Origin of the sequence: Mesobacillus maritimus, assembly GCF_044803185.1 — a bacterium.
Lineage (GTDB): Bacteria > Bacillota > Bacilli > Bacillales > Cytobacillaceae > Mesobacillus_B > Mesobacillus_B maritimus_B.
Window position 1 is genome coordinate 3743077 of record NZ_CP085225.1, and the last position, 20536, is coordinate 3763612.

General features: G+C 38.9%; 23 protein-coding genes. 13 read left to right on the top strand and 10 right to left on the bottom strand.

The window, feature by feature from the left end; translation table 11 throughout:
- Positions 1-114: 114 nt before the first annotated feature.
- Together LG336_RS18100 and LG336_RS18105 are read left to right on the top strand one after the other, a co-directional pair.
- Complete coding sequence (locus LG336_RS18100) at positions 115-816, top strand: Crp/Fnr family transcriptional regulator (protein ID WP_404328896.1); 702 nt, start codon at positions 115-117, stop codon at positions 814-816.
- A 47-nt stretch (positions 817-863) separates the two neighbouring features.
- Positions 864-1466 carry an SCO family protein gene (locus LG336_RS18105; protein ID WP_404328897.1) on the top strand — a complete coding sequence of 201 codons (603 nt, stop codon included), beginning with the start codon at positions 864-866 and terminating at the stop codon, positions 1464-1466.
- A gap of 70 nt (positions 1467-1536) precedes the next feature.
- Here LG336_RS18105 and LG336_RS18110 read toward each other — a convergent pair whose 3' ends face one another.
- Positions 1537-1680, bottom strand: coding sequence for a hypothetical protein (locus LG336_RS18110; protein ID WP_404328898.1), 144 nt, complete (start codon positions 1678-1680; stop codon positions 1537-1539).
- 291 nt (positions 1681-1971) lie between these two features.
- Here LG336_RS18110 and LG336_RS18115 point away from each other — a divergent pair, with 291 nt between their 5' ends.
- Positions 1972-3588 carry an ABC-F family ATP-binding cassette domain-containing protein gene (locus LG336_RS18115; protein ID WP_404328899.1) on the top strand — a complete coding sequence of 539 codons (1617 nt, stop codon included), beginning with the start codon at positions 1972-1974 and terminating at the stop codon, positions 3586-3588.
- Positions 3589-3648: 60 nt separating this feature from the next.
- Here LG336_RS18115 and LG336_RS18120 read toward each other — a convergent pair whose 3' ends face one another.
- Positions 3649-3780, bottom strand: a complete 132-nt coding sequence (locus LG336_RS18120; RefSeq protein WP_221872900.1) for a YuzL family protein — start codon at positions 3778-3780, stop codon at positions 3649-3651.
- Between the two features lie 110 nt (positions 3781-3890).
- Here LG336_RS18120 and LG336_RS18125 point away from each other — a divergent pair, with 110 nt between their 5' ends.
- From LG336_RS18125 to yidC, 9 genes are all read left to right on the top strand, one after another.
- Positions 3891-4136 carry a YkuS family protein gene (locus tag LG336_RS18125; protein WP_404328900.1) on the top strand — a complete coding sequence of 82 codons (246 nt, stop codon included), beginning with the start codon at positions 3891-3893 and terminating at the stop codon, positions 4134-4136.
- A 101-nt stretch (positions 4137-4237) separates the two neighbouring features.
- Positions 4238-5026: a molybdate ABC transporter substrate-binding protein gene (modA, locus tag LG336_RS18130; protein ID WP_404328901.1), complete on the top strand. Its 789-nt coding sequence runs from the start codon at positions 4238-4240 to the stop codon at positions 5024-5026.
- Entirely contained in the window at positions 5026-5679 is a 654-nt protein-coding gene (modB, locus tag LG336_RS18135) for a molybdate ABC transporter permease subunit (protein ID WP_404333211.1), read from the top strand. The genes modA and modB overlap by 1 nt, the downstream gene beginning before the upstream one ends.
- Before the next feature lie 466 nt (positions 5680-6145).
- Positions 6146-6598, top strand: a complete 453-nt coding sequence (locus LG336_RS18140; protein WP_404328902.1) for a hypothetical protein — start codon at positions 6146-6148, stop codon at positions 6596-6598.
- Between the two features lie 389 nt (positions 6599-6987).
- The gene (pflB, locus tag LG336_RS18145) at positions 6988-9246 is read left to right on the top strand and encodes a formate C-acetyltransferase (RefSeq protein WP_404328903.1); all 2259 of its coding nucleotides are present in this window, start codon (positions 6988-6990) and stop codon (positions 9244-9246) included.
- A gap of 58 nt (positions 9247-9304) precedes the next feature.
- A complete protein-coding gene (pflA, locus tag LG336_RS18150; protein WP_404328904.1) occupies positions 9305-10045 on the top strand; it encodes a pyruvate formate-lyase-activating protein in 741 nt (246 codons plus the stop codon).
- Positions 10046-10237: 192 nt separating this feature from the next.
- Positions 10238-10822, top strand: a complete 585-nt coding sequence (locus LG336_RS18155; protein WP_404328905.1) for a biotin transporter BioY — start codon at positions 10238-10240, stop codon at positions 10820-10822.
- A 156-nt stretch (positions 10823-10978) separates the two neighbouring features.
- Positions 10979-11257 (top strand): hypothetical protein, encoded by a 279-nt coding sequence (locus LG336_RS18160; RefSeq protein WP_404328906.1) that lies wholly within the window; start codon positions 10979-10981, stop codon positions 11255-11257.
- A 25-nt stretch (positions 11258-11282) separates the two neighbouring features.
- Positions 11283-12047: a membrane protein insertase YidC gene (gene yidC, locus LG336_RS18165; protein ID WP_404328907.1), complete on the top strand. Its 765-nt coding sequence runs from the start codon at positions 11283-11285 to the stop codon at positions 12045-12047.
- Positions 12048-12121: 74 nt separating this feature from the next.
- On the opposite strand, the gene LG336_RS18170 is transcribed toward yidC, so the two are convergent.
- From LG336_RS18170 to LG336_RS18180, 3 genes are all read right to left on the bottom strand, one after another.
- The gene (locus LG336_RS18170; RefSeq protein WP_404328908.1) at positions 12122-12328 is read right to left on the bottom strand and encodes a DUF6501 family protein; all 207 of its coding nucleotides are present in this window, start codon (positions 12326-12328) and stop codon (positions 12122-12124) included.
- A 73-nt stretch (positions 12329-12401) separates the two neighbouring features.
- Positions 12402-12611, bottom strand: a complete 210-nt coding sequence (locus LG336_RS18175; RefSeq protein WP_404328909.1) for a hypothetical protein — start codon at positions 12609-12611, stop codon at positions 12402-12404.
- A gap of 156 nt (positions 12612-12767) precedes the next feature.
- Positions 12768-13037, bottom strand: a complete 270-nt coding sequence (locus LG336_RS18180; protein WP_404328910.1) for a hypothetical protein — start codon at positions 13035-13037, stop codon at positions 12768-12770.
- 309 nt (positions 13038-13346) lie between these two features.
- Between LG336_RS18180 and sda the strand changes: the two genes are divergently transcribed.
- Positions 13347-13481, top strand: coding sequence for a sporulation histidine kinase inhibitor Sda (sda, locus tag LG336_RS18185; protein WP_404328911.1), 135 nt, complete (start codon positions 13347-13349; stop codon positions 13479-13481).
- A gap of 120 nt (positions 13482-13601) precedes the next feature.
- Here the strand turns inward: sda and odhB are convergent, their stop codons facing one another.
- From odhB to LG336_RS18210, 5 genes are all read right to left on the bottom strand, one after another.
- A complete protein-coding gene (gene odhB / locus LG336_RS18190) occupies positions 13602-14891 on the bottom strand; it encodes a 2-oxoglutarate dehydrogenase complex dihydrolipoyllysine-residue succinyltransferase (protein WP_404328912.1) in 1290 nt (429 codons plus the stop codon).
- A 15-nt stretch (positions 14892-14906) separates the two neighbouring features.
- A complete protein-coding gene (gene sucA, locus LG336_RS18195; RefSeq protein WP_404328913.1) occupies positions 14907-17726 on the bottom strand; it encodes a 2-oxoglutarate dehydrogenase E1 component in 2820 nt (939 codons plus the stop codon).
- A gap of 409 nt (positions 17727-18135) precedes the next feature.
- A complete protein-coding gene (locus LG336_RS18200; protein WP_404328914.1) occupies positions 18136-18372 on the bottom strand; it encodes a hypothetical protein in 237 nt (78 codons plus the stop codon).
- A gap of 136 nt (positions 18373-18508) precedes the next feature.
- Entirely contained in the window at positions 18509-19582 is a 1074-nt protein-coding gene (gene mnmH / locus LG336_RS18205) for a tRNA 2-selenouridine(34) synthase MnmH (protein ID WP_404328915.1), read from the bottom strand.
- A 109-nt stretch (positions 19583-19691) separates the two neighbouring features.
- Positions 19692-20255 carry a hypothetical protein gene (locus LG336_RS18210; protein WP_404328916.1) on the bottom strand — a complete coding sequence of 188 codons (564 nt, stop codon included), beginning with the start codon at positions 20253-20255 and terminating at the stop codon, positions 19692-19694.
- Positions 20256-20536: the final 281 nt, after the last annotated feature.

Consider the following 20536-nt stretch of genomic DNA (forward strand, 5'->3'; position numbering starts at 1 on the left):
TTTTTCTCTATTGACCTAGTGATAACATTTCTTTTTAATGTACATAGATGATAACGTTAACCTGCAATTTCAAAGGGGTAAGGATGAAGAGAGATTTAAAAAGGGCGGGATAATATGAGCAAACAGCAGTATACAACGGGTCTTTCCTATGATCTTGGGGAATTACTTAAAAATTCGTATCGAAAAGTGAAACTAAAGAAAGGGACCTTTTTATTCCAGGAAGGTCAGGAAGCAAAGGAAATGTATGTCCTTCTTTCTGGGAAAGTCCAGATTTCCAAAATGAATGCTGAAGGAAAAGAATTAACCCTTCGATTATGTAGTGACAATGATATTGTTGGCGAGCTCACATTATTCACTGTTGATCCCCGATACCTTTTTAATGCAAAAGTTTTGGAAACCGGAGAAGCAGCAGCAATAAACATTGATGATCTCGAAAGAATTCTCTTTAATAATAGTAAATTAGCCTACGAATATATGAAATGGATGAATGACCATATCCGGAAAACAATCACCAAGTTTCGCGACCTTGTATTGAACGGAAAGAAAGGTGCACTTTATTCCACTCTTATACGCCTATGCAACAGTTACGGTGTCCTCCGCCAAGACGGAATTTTCATAGACGTTCCACTCACTAATCAGGATTTAGCGAATTATTGTGGAACAGCACGAGAAAGTGTTAGCAGAATGCTCGGAGAACTGCGCGACGAAGGGGTCATATCCGTGGAGCGCAAAAAGATAGTTGTCCACAATCTTAGTTACTTAAAAACAGAAATCGACTGTGAAAACTGCCCTATCGAATATTGCAATATCGAGTAATACGGAGGCTGCCAAAAATTTTATAGTAGAACGGAGTTGTTACGCGTATGAAAAAAATATATATAATTTGCGCACTGATTGTGGTAATCGGCATTGCTTCCGGAATATCTTTCTTCCTAATTAGAGATGCAAGCGCTCAAATTCCAGAAGATATCACACTTATGACACAAGAGAATGCACCCTACCGCTTCGGTGATGAAAAGGAAACTTTAAAGTTAGTTGAGTTTATCTATACACACTGTCCAGACGTTTGCCCAACAACCACACAAAAAATGAAACTGCTAAAACAAGACCTTGAAGCTGAAGGAGTCTATGGAGAAAACGTTCAGTTTCTAACTGTGACAATCGACCCCTATCGTGATACACCAGAAGTCATGCAAAAATACATGGATGCATTTGAAATTGAGAATGATGGAAATTGGATCATGCTGACAGGAGACCCCGATAAAGTCAAAGAAGAACAACTAGTCATTAAAGAATTGGCTGACACCTTTCAATTTCAATATCGTGACCCAGGAAATGGCTTCTTCGTCCACACCACTTTCACCTATCTGATTGATGAAAACAATAAATATATTAAGAAATTCCCAATGGGAGAAGAATTTAATAAGGATGAGGTTTACGACAAAATTATGAAAGAATTAAAATAAAAAAAAACGGGCGTGAGATTAACTAAAATCTCGCGCCTTTTTTATTCCAGGAATGGACATTTACAGTATGTTAATTCATGTTCATTTTGACAGTAGGATGTTTCTCGTTTTGCTGTAGTGAGAAAAATTCAGATTTTGGTTTCGTAACACTGACTTTAATCCCTGACTCCTTGAGTCGGTTCACAAAATCGACCAGCTGCTTCTTCGCCATCATAAAAACTCCTTCTACTTCCTGTTTGTCTCCATTTTAACGTAAATTTATGAAAAATGTGTGAAGTTGAGCAAAAAAATTGAAAAAAATCATTATATCCATCATAATTTTACCTTTTTTAGAAAAGCAATGTAAGTTGAGCTCCTCTCTGGCCATTCACCTTCCGTGAGTTTCCTTTAGAAACCTATGATTTTTCCATTTAAAGGTAATTGTTAACTAAGTTTTAGCGAAAGAATTCACCTTGCTCCCTTCTATATGGTATAATGCTTTGGATTATATAATTGGAGGCTATACATGATTACAGTAAATAATGTGGGCTTAAGGTACGGAGACCGCAAGCTTTTTGAAGATGTTAATATCAAGTTTACCCCTGGAAATTGCTATGGTTTAATTGGTGCCAATGGTGCCGGAAAATCGACGTTTTTAAAAATCCTATCTGGAGAGATTGAACCACAAGCAGGCAATGTGGCTTTAACTCCTGGTGAGCGCCTTGCTGTATTAAAGCAAAACCACTTTGAATACGAAGATGTAGAAGTCATTAAAGTGGTTATTATGGGACACAGTAGATTGTATGAAATCATGCAGGAAAAAGATGCTATTTATATGAAAGCTGATTTTTCAGATGAAGATGGCATGAGAGCTGCTGAACTTGAAGGTGAATTTGCTGAATTAAACGGTTGGGAAGCAGATTCTGAAGCTTCCATCCTCCTAAAAGGTTTAGGTATTGGCGAAGAAATCCATAATAAAAAAATGGCTGACCTTGACGGTTCTGAGAAGGTTAAGGTCCTTCTTGCTCAAGCCCTATTTGGGAAACCAGACGTCCTTTTGTTAGACGAGCCTACAAACCATTTAGACATTAAAGCCATTCAATGGCTTGAGGAATTCCTAATTAATTTCGAGAACACCGTTATAGTTGTTTCTCATGATCGTCACTTTCTAAACAAGGTATGTACCCATATAGCGGACCTTGATTTTGGTAAAATCCAGATTTATGTAGGTAACTATGATTTCTGGTATGAGTCTAGCCAATTAGCTTCAAGAATGGCACAGGATGCAAACCGTAAAAAGGAAGAAAAAATCAAAGAGCTTCAGGCGTTTATAGCAAGATTTAGTGCGAATGCCTCAAAATCTAAGCAAGCTACGTCTAGAAAAAAGCTACTTGATAAAATCTCTCTTGATGATATTCGACCATCGTCACGACGCTATCCTTATGTCAACTTTACCATTGAGCGTGAAATTGGGAACGACTTGTTACGTGTAGAAGGGCTGTCAAAGACCATTGACGGTGAAAAGGTTCTCGATAATATTTCTTTTGTAATGAATAAGGATGACAAAATTGCTCTTGTCGGTAAAAACGAACTTGCTAAAACAACGCTCTTTAAAATCCTTATGGGTGAAATGGAACCGGATAGCGGAAGTTTCAAATGGGGGATTACAACAAGTCAAGCATACTTCCCTAAAGACAACTCAAAGTACTTTGAAGGCAGTGATACGAGCTTGGTTGATTGGTTACGTCAGTTTTCACCAAAGGACGATAGCGAAAGTTTCCTTCGTGGATTCTTGGGAAGAATGTTGTTTTCTGGGGACGAAGTGTTAAAGAAGCCGAGTGTCCTCTCTGGGGGAGAGAAAGTACGTTGTATGTTATCTAAAATGATGCTATCAGGTTCCAATGTACTCCTACTAGATGAACCGACTAACCATCTAGACCTTGAATCAATTACAGCTTTAAACAATGGTTTAATTAATTTTAAGGGTTCACTCATTTTCTCTTCTCATGACCATCAGTTTGTTGAGACAATTGCGAACCGTATTCTAGAAATTACACCATCCGGATTAGTTGATAAACAAATGACTTATGATGAATATCTTGAAAACCAAGAAATTCAACAACAAGTTGCTCAAATGTATTAAAAAAACGGAAATACTGGTTTAGATAAAGAGCTCGGGGAATCCCGAGCTCTTTTCTGTACTTTATTGTTGTTTCTGTTTGTTCCTTGAAGACGGAGCCTTTACCCGACCTGTTTCTTGGTTCGTTGTTCCCTGACCCTCGACTTGAGAAGAATTTAATCCAATCGTTGCTGGGTTCTTTTTATGTTTAGACATGTTCACACCTCCCTATTTACTTTTCACTATTTAGGGATAAATATATACCAAAATTCAAAGAATAATTGCCCCCCTTTGAGGATACCTTAATCTCGGAGGAGGTGGTACATATGGCAAGAGTTGGAGTGGAAGAATCACTGTCGAATATTTCAGAAGCACTTCGAGAAAAAGGATATGACGTAATTGATTTAAAACAACAAAACGACGCACAAGGCTGTGACTGTTGTGTCATAAGTGGAATTGATTCAAACGTAATGGGCATGCAAGATGCTGTAACCCAAGGCTCTGTAATTGAGGCAAACGGTCTTTCTGCAGATGAAGTTTGCCGCCAAGTTGAACAGAAATTTGGTCGATAACAATAAAATCCTTTAAAAACTGCCTGATGGGCAGTTTTTTTTAATGGACTTAGGTATAATAGGAAAAGTATGAGAATTAAATTCAAGGATGATTGGACTAAATGAAACTCAAACTATTTTTTATGATTAACATTCTACTATTTATTGCCCTAGCAAGCTGTGGCCAAGAACAAGTTGAAAGCGATGAACCAATTGAACTAACCATTTCAGCGGCTGCTAGCTTAAACGAAGTACTTACTGAAATTAAAACACTGTATGAAGAAGAACACCAACAAATAAACTTGCTTCTAAATTTCGGAGGCTCCGGTTCTTTACAACAGCAAATTATCCAAGGAGCACCGGTAGATCTATTTTTTTCGGCAGCTGAAGATAAATATGATGAACTCCTAGAGCGCAATTTGATTGACTCTAGTTACAGTAGTGATTTATTAGGGAATGAACTAGTATTAGTGACTCCTAGTAATACTTCAGTCGAAATTACAGACTTCCCTGACCTTGTTTCCGATGAAATTAACACAATTGCAATTGGGACACCGGAAACAGTACCAGCAGGTCAGTATGCAAAACAGACTCTACAACAGCTATATTTATGGGAGAAACTATCAGCAAAACTAATCCCTTCTAAAGATGTAAGACAAGTTCTTTCTTATGTAGAGACAGGAAATGTCGATGCTGGCATTGTTTACCGTACAGATGCATTGCTCTCTGATAAAGTAACACTCATTAAAACCGCAGACCCGAGTCTCCATGACCCGATTATCTTCCCCGTTGGAATTGTAAAAGGTACTAGACACAAAGCAGAAGCAACCGACTTCTATGAATTCCTTCATTCAGAAAAAGCGACCAAAGTCTTTAATAAATATGGATTTCTAATGGTAGGTAATAAATGATGAATTCTGACTTCTGGTCTCCTATCCTTATATCATTGCAGACAGCTGCAGTAGCACTTTTCATTGTTGTGATATTAGGTATTTTAATCGCGAAATCGATGTCGAGGAGTAAATTTAAAGGCAAATTATTTCTCGAAACCATCCTTTTGCTGCCACTTGTACTCCCTCCTACCGTTGTAGGATTCTTATTAATTATCTTATTAGGGAGAAATAGTATCATCGGTTCAATTCTCGAAAGTTTTCTTGGACAACCGATTATGTTTACCTGGTCAGCCGCTGTAATTGCAGCTGCCGTCGTCGCCTTCCCGATGATGTATCAATCAGCGAAGACAGGTTTTCTTTCTGTGGACATACGTGCTGAAGAAGCCGCCCGTGTCGATGGGGCTAGTGAGTGGAAGGTCTTTCTATCCATCACCCTTCCTCTGTCTGCGAAGGCACTTGTGGCTGGAGTAATATTGAGTTTTGCAAGGGCACTTGGTGAATTTGGAGCTACTCTGATGTTCGCCGGCAACCTTCCTGGGAAAACTCAAACGATGCCAACCGCCATCTATGTTGCTTTTGAATCTGGGAACATGGAAGCAGCATGGCTCTGGGTCAGTGTTATTATGGTGATTTCTTTCCTCATGCTACTTTCAACAAGATTGCTTAATTAGCGGTCGAGAATTCTCGATACTAGCTTAATGAACCAGTTACTTAAGAACTTGATAATAGTTCCCTATTAAAAGACTAAATCTTATCTGATTTAGTCTATTAATTAGGCTCTTTTCTCAAACTTTGTTGCTCTTGGATACAAATTCGATTAGATTAAGCTTTGTTTCACTACAAAGTACCCTTTTAATAATGAGAAAAGAGCGCCCAAACTTCTTATCACGTACCAAATAGCTTATCTTGCGTTAAAATCGGCTTCAGGTAGTAAAAATCGGCTTTAAGATTTTTACAATTTTAACAACAATCTTTACGAAAACAGCCTTTAATTATTATTACACCCACCTCCTACATCGATTTTGCAGCGCAAATCTATTAACCCCATCAGCAACTTCACTTTTTTCAAATAGTAGACAAGTTTTCCATAGTAGTCAGCATATGATAGACCAAGGACAAGTTATAGGAGGTGAGCCAATGCGATTTTATGTAATAAAAAAACAAAACTTATTTTTAATCGTCATCTTGGCAATTGTGGTAGCTAGTGCTTCCCTATGGTTTTTGCGGACACCAGAAGCGGAAACCGTCGTTACCCCAGATACAGGAGAAAAGATGCGGGAAATACATCTTGTAACGGGTGAATTTAAAGCCGTTACCGAAGCAGGAAAAGAAATTGAATCCTATCGTTGGGATCCTGGGGTGATTTTTCTTGAAAAAGATGAAAAAGTAGCACTTAATATTTACGGAATTAATGGAATGGAGCATCCTTTTGAAATTGAGGGCACTGATATTAGGGGGACAGTGAAAAAAGGAGAAGAAACCATTGTCCCTGTTCAATTTAAAGAAGAAGGAGTCTATCGCCTAATTTGTACGATTCATCATGACAAAAATAGCAATGGACCAATGATTGCGTATATAGTGGTAGATTAGAGCCCTCAGTGCACTAAACAAAGCGTACTGTGACCGTTGAAGTCATACATTTGAGGACAGGAGAACTTCTCCTGTTTTTTTGTGTTTTAAATCACTTCAATTCACAAAAGGTTCATAACCACCTATGAATAGTGAAAACATTGTTTGATATACTGTAATCACAGAAGCAGGTTATTAAACCTACACCTTCTATATAACAGTATGAACACACGCAAAAACCATTATAGTACAGTTTTAATGAAATTATATTCAAAAATAATATAAATCCTTATTTTATAACGTTGTTCATAAATTCACAATTTCGTCACAGCATATCTGTCTCAGTCGTAGTATGATATAAGTGTAGCAACTGTTATATATAAAAAACGTTATCCCGAGGTGAAGTTAAAATGGTAAACACGATTGTAAAAGATGAAACTAAAAAGAATCAGTGGAACGGTTTTACTGGCGGAAAATGGCAAAAAGAGATCAATGTTCGCGATTTTATTCTAAAGAACTTTACACAATATAACGGTAATGATGAATTCCTTGCAGAAGCAACCCCTGCAACTAACGAGCTCTGGAAGCAAGTAATGGATTTAACGAAAAAGGAACGTGATAATGGTGGTGTCTATGACATGGATACCGAAATCGTCTCAACGATTACTTCTCACGGTCCAGGATACCTTGATCAAAACAAAGAAACGATTGTCGGGGTTCAAACCGATGAACCATTTAAGCGTTCTATGCAGCCTTTTGGTGGTATCAGAATGGCAAAAGCTGCTCTTGAGTCCTATGGCTATGATCTGAACAAAGAAGTTGAAAAGATTTTCACTGATTTCCGTAAAACACATAACCAAGGTGTCTTCGATGCTTATACAAAAGAGATGCTTTTAGCTCGTAAAGCCGGTATCATCACTGGTCTACCTGATGCCTATGGTCGTGGACGGATTATTGGTGACTACAGACGTGTAGCTCTATACGGCGTAGACTTCCTAATGGCTGAAAAGAAAAAAGCTCATGAATCAACTAGTTCTGTTATGACTGAAGACACCATCAGACTTCGTGAAGAAATCTCTGAACAATACCGTGCATTAAATGAATTAAAACAACTAGCCGGGAGCTATGGTTTTGACATTTCCAAACCAGCAACTAATGCAAAAGAAGCGTTCCAGTGGGTATATTTTGCTTACCTAGCTGCTATTAAGGAACAAAACGGTGCGGCAATGAGTCTTGGTCGCGTATCTACATTCTTAGACATTTATGTAGAGCGTGACATCGCTAACGGTACTTTAACAGAACAAGAAGCACAAGAGCTTGTTGACCATTTTGTTATGAAGCTTCGCCTTGTTAAATTTGCAAGAACACCTGATTACAATGAGCTATTCAGTGGTGATCCAACTTGGGTAACAGAATCCATTGGTGGTATGGCACAGGATGGACGTGCTCTTGTCACAAAGAACTCCTTCCGCTTCTTGCATACTCTTGATAATCTTGGGCCAGCTCCAGAGCCAAACCTTACTGTTTTATGGTCTACTCAGCTTCCTGAAAACTTCAAAAAGTATTGTGCAAAAATGTCAATTAAAACAAGCTCAATCCAGTATGAAAATGACGATATCATGCGTCCAGAGTATGGCGATGATTACGGAATTGCCTGCTGTGTATCCGCTATGGAAATCGGCAAGCAAATGCAATTTTTCGGGGCACGTGCAAACCTTGCAAAAGCCCTTCTCTATGCAATTAATGGTGGTGTGGATGAAAAGCTTAAAATTCAAGTTGGACCTAAATTCCAGCCAATTACATCAGATGTCCTTGATTACAAAGAGGTAATGGAAAGCTTTGATAATATGATGGAATGGCTTGCAGGTCTTTACATTAATACCTTAAACATCATTCATTATATGCACGATAAGTATAGCTATGAGCGTATTGAAATGGCACTTCATGATACAGAAATCCTTCGCACAATGGCAACTGGTATTGCTGGGTTAAGCGTAGTAGCTGATTCACTAAGTGCGATTAAACACGCAAAGGTAAAAGTCATCCGTGACGAAAACGGGCTTGCTGTCGACTTTGAAACAGAAGGCGATTTCCCTAAATACGGAAACAATGATGATCGCGTAGATAGTATTGCGGTTGAACTTGTACAAAACTTCATGAAGAAGCTTAAGAAACATCCAACTTACCGTGGATCTATGCATACAATGTCTATTCTTACTATTACATCAAACGTTGTTTACGGTAAGAAAACAGGTAATACTCCTGATGGTCGTCGTGCGGGTGAACCATTTGCACCAGGTGCGAACCCAATGCATGGTCGTGATACAAAAGGTACACTTGCTTCCCTTTCATCTGTAGCGAAGCTTCCTTATGAGTATGCATTGGATGGGATTTCTAATACCTTCTCAATCGTGCCTAAAGCACTTGGAAAAGAAGAAGAGGCCCAAACTAAAAACCTTGTAGCAATCCTTGACGGTTATGCCGCTAAAACAGGACATCACCTAAACGTAAACGTCTTTAACCGTGAAACACTTTTAGATGCTATGGAACATCCAGAAGAGTATCCACAGCTAACCATTCGTGTTTCCGGATATGCGGTTAACTTCATTAAACTAACTCGTGAACAACAGTTAGATGTAATTAATCGTACCTTCCATGAAACAATGTAAATGAATATGCGGAAGCGCCAAGGCGCTTCCGCATTTAAATCGAAAGGGGTTTTTCATCATGTTCGGAAACATTCATTCAATTGAAACATTGGGCACGGTAGACGGTCCAGGCATAAGGTATATCGTATTTACGCAGGGGTGCCTACTTCGCTGCCAATTTTGCCACAATGCAGATACCTGGGAAATTGGAACAGGTAAACAAATGTCTGTTTCTGAAATCATTGATGATTTAAAGACCTACCTTCCCTTTATTGAAGCATCTGGTGGCGGAATTACTGTAAGCGGAGGCGAGCCTCTTTTACAAATCCCGTTCTTAATTGAACTTTTTAAAGAATGTAAGAGATTAGGAATCCATACTACAATTGATTCTTCTGGAGGCTGTTATTCATCCAATGATCACTTCCAAAAACAGTTTGAGGAATTGTTGAAGTATACCGATTTAATTTTGCTCGACCTTAAGCATATCGACCGCGAAAAGCATAAAAAGTTAACAGGACTTACCAACGAGCATATTCTCACTTTCGCCCGTCATCTCTCCGATAAACAGGTGCCAGTGTGGGTTCGCCATGTCCTAGTTCCAGGTACGACTGATGCAACGGAAGATCTTGAAAAGCTTGGCAAGTTCATCGGTACTTTACAAAACGTTAAAAAAATTGAAGTGCTTCCCTACCATAAACTCGGTGTCTATAAATGGGAAGCACTTGGGCTGGAATATCCATTAAAAGATGTGGAACCGCCATCGGAGGAATCTGTGGAAAGAGCCTATCAGCTCCTGACAGCTGAAGTTCAATATATTTAGAAAAGTGCAAGAGCCCTAGTCAGCGGCGTATGTGAACAGCAGAATCACTTAAGTGTGACTCTGCTGTTTTTTTGCGTCATCTTCCTCTTAAAGTTTACAAAAGGTTGTTGACATATTTTTCAGAAAACATTACATTATATATGTTAACCATTATGAATTTAGGTTAACTTAAAAGAAGGAGGGTAATTTCAAATGACGAAGGAACGGATAAAATTGAGAATGATGATTATAACTGCACTATTTGCCGCCATAATTGGGATATTAGCGCAAATAACCATCCCACTACCTCTTGTACCGATAACGGGCCAAACGCTGGCAATCGGACTAGCAGCAACCATACTCGGTGCAAAATTTGGGACCATTTCAGTCATTCTTTACATATTAATCGGAGCAGCCGGGATACCCGTATTTGCAGAAATGTCTGCGGGCCTTTCCGTCATTGTCGGTCCTACTGGAGGCTTTTTAGTTGGTTTTATCCCAACTGCCTTCTTTATCGGGTGGATGCTCGAAAAAACAGCGTACTCATTTAAATACGCGATGATAGCGAACACAGTCGGCATGTTAATTACCTTATGTTTTGGGACAGCTTGGTTGAAAATTGCCGCAGAATTATCTTGGACAGCTGCGTTTATGGGCGGTTTCGCTCCATTCATTGTAGTCGGACTCATCAAAGCAGCCTTGGCATCATGGATTGGCATAACGGTCAGACATCGCCTTGAAAAGGCAAACCTCCTTTATACAGTTCAGCAACCAACTAATTTTCCTAAATCCGTGTGAACATACTTACCGTGGAATTTATTTTCCATGGTTTTTTTATATCCTTGAAACTTTCATTGTACTTGTTCGTATTATCAGGTATCCTAAAAAATAATAGCTTAAATCGTATATACTTCGTCCACGATTACTATAACCCAAATGCTGAGGTGACCCCATTTGTTCGAATTATACATACAAAGCTATGATTTTACTGCGCTCTATACCTTGTATATAGCCCTTTTCTTAACAGTAGCTTTACAGGTTCTTTGGTTGATTAATGTTGAGTCACCACTCCTTGAATCATCACTAAGAAAAGACATCTCTCTACTTTCTGAATCTGCTTCAGCTTATAAATATCAGGCAGAGTTATCCATAGATCTACATATACTCGTTCTAAGAAAAGTTAAAATGAAGATTGCTCCTGAAGAAGACATGTCCATTTTTCTCCCATTTTAAGAATAACATTATCAGGAGGAGAAAAATGAAAAAGACATTATTCATTATCATGGCAGCCATTCCACTTTTATTAACAGGATGCCAATCATCCATGGAAGAACCGTCGTTCTTTCAAAGTACGCTTGTTCAGCCGTTTGAACGACTCATCCATTTATTCGCTGAGTTAACTGGGGGCAGCTTTGGATTATCGATCATTATCCTCACCGTCCTGCTTAGATTGCTTTTAATGCCATCCATGTTAAAACAGCATAAAAATCAGCAATTGCTGAAAGAAAAGATGGATAGGTTCAAACCAGAACTTGAAGTGATTCAAGTGAAATTAAAAGAAACAAAAGATCCCGAGGAACAACGGACACTACAGCAGGAAATGATGGGGCTGTATCAAAAGCATGGTATTAATCCGCTGAATATGGGCTGTTTGCCATTGTTAATCCAAATGCCGATATTAATGGGCTTGTATTACGCGATTATCGGTTCTCAAGAAATCGCAACTCATTCCTTTCTTTGGTTTAATCTCGGTCATTCCGACATATGGATGACTATGATTGCGGGAATTGTTTATTTTCTGCAGTTTAAACTATCTCAGCCCAATATCCCTACAGAACAACAGAAGCAAATGAAATTCATCGGACTGCTTTCACCATTTATGATTGTGATGGTTTCATTAAATGCCCCATCGGCGCTTCCACTTTACTGGGCTGTAGGCGGAGTATTTTTGATTCTTCAAAACCTGCTTTCAAGAAAGTTGTATCAGCCAAAATCTGTTGAAGTGAACGCACAACCAGAATGATGCACAAAAAAATTAAAAGGGTTCCGAAACTTTCGGAACCCTTTTTGTTATGTGAGGATGCACTGGCATCCTCATTAATTTTCTTCAGTAAAATAATCTTTATAATAGCCTCCAATTTTCCCGGAGTTATCAATGATGAAATAAAATTCGTCTGTTTCATTTTTTACATCATATTCTTTCCCAGGAGTTAAAACCCGGTTTACAATATATTTTTTTGCATCTGTATGCACACATTTTATCCTTTTTACGGTTTGACGTTCTTGCCAATTTAAATGAATCATTTTTTAGCACTCCTTTATACTCGTTATCATATAGTATAAAGAAGTAGCCCATAAAAACGCAACATTAATTTCCTTAGCTGGCATATGCTTGAATAGAACGACTTATCTCACGAATACCAAGGATACCTTCATAATCAAAGGTATACATTTCACCTGTCATGATATTCTTTAGCGTTACATAACGAACATCACAAATATAATCCATTCTAATATAGCGTAAAAAGGAAAAGTGAGTACCTCGATATACCACTTCATAAATCCCAGTTTCGGTAAATAGGTTCATTTCAATCCCTCTTCCTCTAATTTTCCTTCGTGACTTGTATTGTTTATTTACCACAAATATTGCTTGGTTTAAACCTATACAAGCCTATTATTATATAAGCATGCAAGCTTATTCAAAAAAAAAACAAAAAAGAGCCTGGAACAGGAATGTCCAGACTCAAACAATAGGGCGATTTTTTTCTTTTATTATTTTCGATTTGATCGCTATATTGATAACAACTAAAATAGGAATGATAGCTGCCGCTGTAAAACCAAACGCAAAACTAGGAAGCTTTTCTTTTATTACACCTTCACTCACTTCTACCCCAAGAAAACTTATGGCCATGCCATTCGCATCAACTTGATCAATCGCAGTCCATAGTTCGATTCCTTTACTTAAAAACAGGAAGCCAAACAGGGATAATAAAGTAATTAGAAACCATTTCATTTAGACTCCCCCTATCAATCCTGTTTGCTTTTTACAATAGCCAACGTGTCTATTGTATATATATTATAGAGATTAATAGTCTCTAATTGTAAGAACATATGAAGTTGTAACAAAATGTTCATATCTTCCATGAACATTTTGTTAACATACAGCCATAATTTTCTAAAAAACATATTTCTTTTTTACAACTTCATTACTTTCAAGAAAATTTGTGAAAAGGGGTTTTCAAACACTCTGTAAACCCTTACAATTAACTAAAACTTAATAATAACTGAAAGTTCTAACCATTCTTTCTGAGGAGGACGTCAAATGAAAATTATGAGCAATGAACAATTGGTGGTCTCATATCGTGATGCATTGAAGTCAGAGCAGGATAAGGAATGGGCAAAAATCTTAAAAGACGAAATTTCTCGTCGCGGGTTAAAACCTAAAAAAACACGATAAATATTTTCCTAGAATCGCCGCATTTTGCGGCTTTTTTATTTTTTCCTTCATCTAATCTCGCGCAACAAAAAAAACCCAAAGCATCAGCGTTTTGATTGAGCTGGTGCTTTGAGTCCGTTATTAACTCCCAAACAATAAGGATTCTGGGTCTTCAATTAGTTCTTTCACTTTCTTCAAGAAGGTTACCGCTTCTTTCCCATCGACAATACGATGGTCATACGAAAGTGCAATATACATCATCGGGCGGTTTTCCATTCGCTCTTTATCAATCGCTACAGGACGGAGCTGGATAGTATGCATCCCGAGAATTCCGACCTGTGGCCCGTTCAAAATTGGCGTAGATAATAATGAGCCAAATACCCCACCATTTGTAATCGTGAATGTACCGCCTTGAAGATCACCTAGAGAGAGTTTGTTTGTCCTTGCCTTCTCAGCAAGTTCAACAAGGTTTCCTTCGATCTCAGAGAAATTCTTTCGATCTGCGTCACGGATAACTGGAACAACAAGCCCTTCATCTGTGGAAACAGCGACACCGATATCATAGTACTTCTTCATTAGAATCTCATTGCCTTGAATCTCTGCATTCAGATATGGAGTTTTCTTCAATGCAGCAACGACAGCCTTCGTGAAGAATGACATAAAGCCTAAGCGAACATCGTTTTCCTCATAAAAACGGTCTTTCCATCTCTTTCTAAGCTCCATTACCGCTGTCATATCAACCTCATTGAATGTTGTCAACATTGCAGCATTCTGCTGAACTTCTACTAGTCTGTTGGCAATGGTTTGCCGGCGACGCGACATCTTCACTCGTTCAACAGGCTTCCCATTTTCCTCTACAGACCCCTGAACAGCTGGTTTGCTCTGTGCCTCCGGCTTAGGTGCTTGTTTCTGTGTAGAAGTAGCCTGTTTAGTAATTTCAGGGTCATAATTGGTTACATCCTGTTTGCGAACTCGACCTAGTGGATCGACTGCAGGGATTTCACTTAAGTCAATGCCTTTTTCCCTTGCAAGCTTTCTAGCAGCAGGAGAGGCAATAACTCTTTCACTCTTCTTTGTTTGCAGACTCTCACCTTCTTGCTTTTCGCTTAAAGGGGCTTCGATTTTTAACTCGCTTTGTCCCTCAACTTCGCTCTCTAATACTTGGTGTTTTTCTCCTGCAGACGTCGCAGATGCCCCATCCTCACTCACGATGGCGATGGTTTCACCAACCTGAACTGTGTCGCCTTCTTCTGCTCTTAACTCTGTAAGAGTACCCTCATGCTCTGAGATAATCTCTACATTTACTTTATCTGTTTCAAGCTCGACCACGTATTCCCCTTTGCCCACATAATCGCCTGGCTTTTTTAACCATTGGGCGATTGTTCCTTCACTAATCGTTTCTGCTAATTCTGGAACTTTGATTTCTGCCAACTTAAGTCCTCTCCTTTACCTTCTGGTTAATGCTTCTCCAATTAAACGTGCTTGTTCAATTTTATGAATATCCGGTTCACCTTCAGCTGGACTTGAGCGTCTCCTGCGGCCGAGATAAGAGACCGTCAACTTCCCGTGAAGCGCTTCATTAATTCGCGGCTCTACAAACGTCCATGCCCCCATGTTTTTTGGTTCTTCTTGAATCCATACCACTTCCTTCAGATTAGGGAATTGGCTAAACTGCTGCTCAAGAGATTTAAATGGGAATGGATAGATTTCTTCTAATCTTAATATTTGGAGCCAGTCATGTTCCGTAGGATTCACTTTTTCAGCCAGATCAATGGCAATCTTTCCTGTACAAAGCACGACTCTCTCAATCTTATTAAAGTCAGCTCCTAAACCAGGTTGACTGATAACAGACTGGAATTCACCCTCACTGAACTCTGCTGGACTTGAAGCAACCATTGGATTTCTGAGTAGGCTTTTTGGCGTCATCAAAACAAGTGGACGAACAACCTCTTCCTCTAAAATGGCAGCCTGCCTCCGTAATATATGAAAATACTGTGCTGCTGAAGTTAGGTTTGCTACCGTCCAGTTGTTTTCAGCTGCTAGTGTCAAGAAACGTTCAAAACGACCACTTGAGTGTTCTGGTCCTTGCCCTTCATACCCATGTGGTAGGAGCATAACAAGCCCTGATTTTTGTCCCCATTTAGCCCTTCCAGCAGCAATAAACTGATCAAAAATAACTTGGGCGGCATTTGCAAAATCACCATATTGTGCTTCCCAGAGGACGAGCGTTTCTGGTGAAAAGACATTATAACCATATTCAAAACCTAGGACACCTGCTTCAGAGAGTGGACTATTGTGTACCGCAAAGGAAGCCTTTGCATTCGGTAAAGTGTGCAAAGGAGAAAAGTGTTTCCCAGTCTCCGGATCGTGCAACACAATGTTACGGTGAGCGAATGTTCCTCTCTCAGAATCTTGCCCTGAAAGACGGACAGGTGTACCATCTGCAATAATCGAAGCGAAGGCGATAGTTTCAGCAAGTGCCCAATCCACCTTGCCATCTCCATCAAAAGCCCCTTGCCTTCTTTTTAGTATACGTTCAAGTTTCCCAAAGACTTTAAAGCCTTCTGGCCAGTTTAACAAGTCTTCGTTGATTTGAGTAAGCTTATCATTCGAAACCGCTGTATGAATTCGTGGCAGGCCTTTTTCAACGATTTCAGGTACTTCAACCTCACTTAAATCATGCTCACTCTTTTTGGGTACTTTCTCATACGCAGTAGATAACTTATCTAAAACAGCTGCCTCCATAGCTGTTAGTTGCTCGTCCTCAATAGACCCCTCTTTTCTTAACTTCTCCGCATAAACGGACTTAGGTGTTGGGTGCTTTTGAATGAGTTTGTACATCATTGGGTTTGTTGTCATTGGCTCATCCATTTCGTTATGCCCGTAGCGTCTATAGCCGATCAAATCGATTAGGAAGTCTTTGCCAAACTTTGCCCGATAGTCGGTTGCTAACAAAGCAGCCATCACACAAGCTTCTGGATCATCTGCATTGACATGGAGAATTGGAATTTCAAACCCTTTTGCTAAATCACTAGCATACCTTGTTGAACGGGAATCGGTCGATTCAGTGGTAAACCCAATCGTATTATTTGCAATGATATGGACCGTACCACCTGTGTTATAACCTATTAACCGACTAAGGTTTAGGGTCTCAGCGACAATTCCCTGCCCTGGAAATGCAGCATCCCCATGAATAAGGATAGCCAGAGCCTTGGAAGCATTTTGCTTTGGATAGCCTGGTAACCCCCTATCTTCCTGAGCAGCTCTCGTAAATCCTTCTACAACAGCCCCTGCAAATTCAAGGTGACTAGGATTATTAGCTAACGTTAGGCGTACTTTTGCTGTGCTTTCTGTTTTAATTTGCCTATCCAAACCTAGATGATATTTTACATCACCAGTCCAACCAAAGTTAATCCCAATCGAGCCCTCCGAAGGAACAAGCTCCTTATTCGGGGCATGCTGGAATTCAGCGAAAATCATTTCGTATGGCTTTTCAAGAACGTGTGCTAAAACATTCAGACGACCTCGATGGGCCATCCCAATATTTACGGTTTCCACCCCGTCCCTGACAGCCTCTGAAATGACTTCATCAATTAACGGGACCATTGTGTCTAGCCCTTCAATGGAAAAGCGCTTTTGTCCAACAAAAGTTCGATGTAGAAACCTCTCAAACTCTTCAACTTCAGTTAAACGCTTTAATAAAGCGAGCTTTTTTTTATTTTTCAAGGATGGTAGTAATCGTCCATTTTCAATTCTTTGACGTAACCAATTTTTTTCCTCAACGTCATGTACTTGGTGATATTCAAACGCAATTGTACTAGTATAGACCTGTTTCAAATGGTCAATTGCTTCCGCACCATTCCGCACATTCGCGGGAGCATCAGGGCATATGAGGTGGGCTGGGATTTTTTCCAAATCACTTCTAGTAAGTCCCCACTGGCCTGGTTCGATACGTTCGTCTTTTCTTGGTATTTCCAAGGGAGATACATTAGCAGATAAGTGCCCGTACCCCCTAATATGTTCTGCCATTCGAATAGCAGCAATTATTTTTTCAGTATTGCTTTCTTGAAGATTTTCAATAACATTTTCTCTAGTTGTCGTACCTAGTTCAAGTGTAGGAATGTTTCCCTGATCAAAATATTCCCTTACTTCTGGATCAATGGAATTCGGATCCTCAAGGTATTTTTCATACAGTTCAACAATATACCCCAAATTCGGACCGTGAAAACCAGACAAGAACCCTTGACTGGTGTCAGGTTTACTCATAGAAAATTCCCCTACCATTTCGTATATAGTTGAGCGCGGCATCCAGATTGAATTCAAAAATATGAATAATGTTAAAATTCAGGGGATAACCGTTTTCATAGCTATTTTACCACTGCTTCCTCTTTAGCACAAAGGTTTTGAACACGGAAGTAGTGAAAACATTCAACAAAAAAATCCTTATTCCAAAAAAATTTCTAATAGTTTATTTTAGTGAGTTCTTCATAATTGACTTCTCACTGTTGTTAATAGCACCAAAGTACAAAAGCTCCAGCGCACGTTTAGCGTAGTACACTTATTCCTGGGCATGCAGCTGGATGTAAACAACGCATACAATTATCCAAAACCTCACATTTTTTTATCTTTTACTTTACACAAAAAAATCCCAGGCATCATGCCCAGGAAATTAAAATTAAAAGTTTATTAGATTTAAGTACAAATTTTTTGGAGTTGGGGACTCATTTCTTTTTTCTACCAAGGAAGCAACCAACACATCATTGTTCTCGTTTGGGGTCTCCATATGACCACAACTGATTGTCTTTTGGAATCTTGCACCTGCAACAAATACATCGATACCATCATCTGTTAAAAACCCCAGATTCTCTTCATGGACTGAAAAGCGATGATGACAGTTTTTGGATTCACGCATTGATTGTTCATTCCTCCTATATAGATATATGTTGTTTTTATTATATACGAAAAATTCGGAATATTTATGTGACAATTTCATGACTTTTTATTTGGTGTAGAGCGATTTTCGCCCTACACCTTCTTAGCGAATATGACTATTCTGTTCCTACCATCGATTTAGTTGGAAGAAGCTTTTCGAGATGCCTTTCAATTTCAACAGCAGCACTAGCGGAAGAATCCCCATTTATAGTAATAAATTCACCAATATAATCTTTAATTGTAAAATTATATCGAGGGTCATAATAATGATTCAGTAAAATTGAGATTACTTCACGATAGTTTTTATTTTGGGTGGCATCTTCAATGCATTGAACCAATTCAGGACTTTTTAGTCGCTTCTCAATTTTACTTACCTTCTCAATTACTTCATTCTGAAACCATTGCTCTTCTTTATAAGGTTCCACATACTCCCCATAAATTCTATCGACCCTGTTTTCTAATGAACATTGAACAAGAAAATGCGTTCCTGTCTTTTTTAAATTCATCATGAAATCTGGCTGGACTACGCGCCCAATACGCTTGCTTTCCGCTTCGACGATGAAATATTCTGAACCCTTTAGCTCAAGCAATCTCTTAAATAATAATGCATCAAAGGTCTTTTGGTTATGCCCATCTCCAATTCCAATTGTTCCAAATAAGGAGCCACGATGGTTAGCCATCATTTCCAAATCAACAACCGGGAAACCTTTATTTTGTAACATTTCAAGAATATCAGTCTTCCCAGTTCCTGTTAACCCATGCAATACGACCGCTTTTCCAGGAAGGAGCTCTGGTATTTTTTCCAATGTATATTCTCGATAAGCTCGGTACCCACCGGTAAGTCTAATTGAAGGAACACCGGAGAACTCTAAAAATGAGGCAACCGCTTTACTTCGCGAACCTCCACGCCAGCAGTGTATGACGGGTTTTACTCCCGTAGCCTCTAAGTTTTTTATCTCATGAAGCAAAGAAGGTAGCTTAGGAGAAACAATTTCCATTGCCCGCCATTTAGCCGCTTGATCTCCAGCTTGTTTATATAAGATGCCAATCTCTTGGCGTTCTTCATTAGTAAATAAAGGGATATTTACGGAACCAGGAATAGCTGCCTCTTCATGTTCAATTGGGGACCGAACATCCACAGGCACATATTTATCGGATCTTACAAGTTCATCAACAGTAATGTCTAACATACACTAAATCAATCCTCCAAGGGAGTTCAAATGATTCTCGCTAAAACTCCACTATTTTACACCTTCTTCACGAGGATTGCAAGTACAGCCCAGAACCAAAGAGTACTACTTAAAGTCGGACACCAGTAAGTTGATTTAAAGTACGATAGAACCTCTTCCACTCTTTTGGAAAGAAATCAAGCCCCTCGGTTCTATACACCGCTCCTTTTGTTTCTAAAACAATCGACCAACTTATCCCATCCACAATGATGCCATCTGATTGATAATCTTTTTCCCAATCCCATATATGCAATGAATAAAGAGCATTTTTAAAATCACATACACTTCCAGGCTTAAAATGCGGCAAGATAGTAGCATTCGTTTGACGATCATAATACCATTCTAGGAAAATAAAGGTGTTTTTTTTAAAATCAACACTAATTTTCACTTCAGGTCCAGGGTAGCCAGATTGTCTAAACGTTAACTTAACTAGGTCTCTTTCTGGACGGAGCGAAACAAGATCACCATTTATCATAAACCACTCTCTTTTAAGCCCAATAATGGATTTGAGATGCGAGACGTTAAAGAAAGTTTCCCCTTCCGAAGTTAGTTTCGTTATTTCCTCCCAAATAGATGGAATTGTCGCTGGTCCTTTTTTTTCAAGTATAATAATGATTGCTTCATATACATTCATCGGTTCACATTCCCTTTACACCTATATAAACCTACCAATTTAAATACATTTAGTGATTTGCAAACATAAAAGCTGTAATTTATGATTAGTATAATGAACTAAACTTGTAAAAACTGTAACAAAGTGCACGTTTTACAAAAAAACTCAGCACTAAATTTCGACAGCAATCTTTATGAAACTCCCTTTCCTAGGGTTTCTTGTATCTCCTTGTCTGTTTTTGCGCTTTCCCAAGAAATAATTCCCGTTATTTGTTTTAGAAAATCAAAAAAACAGCCGAGGTT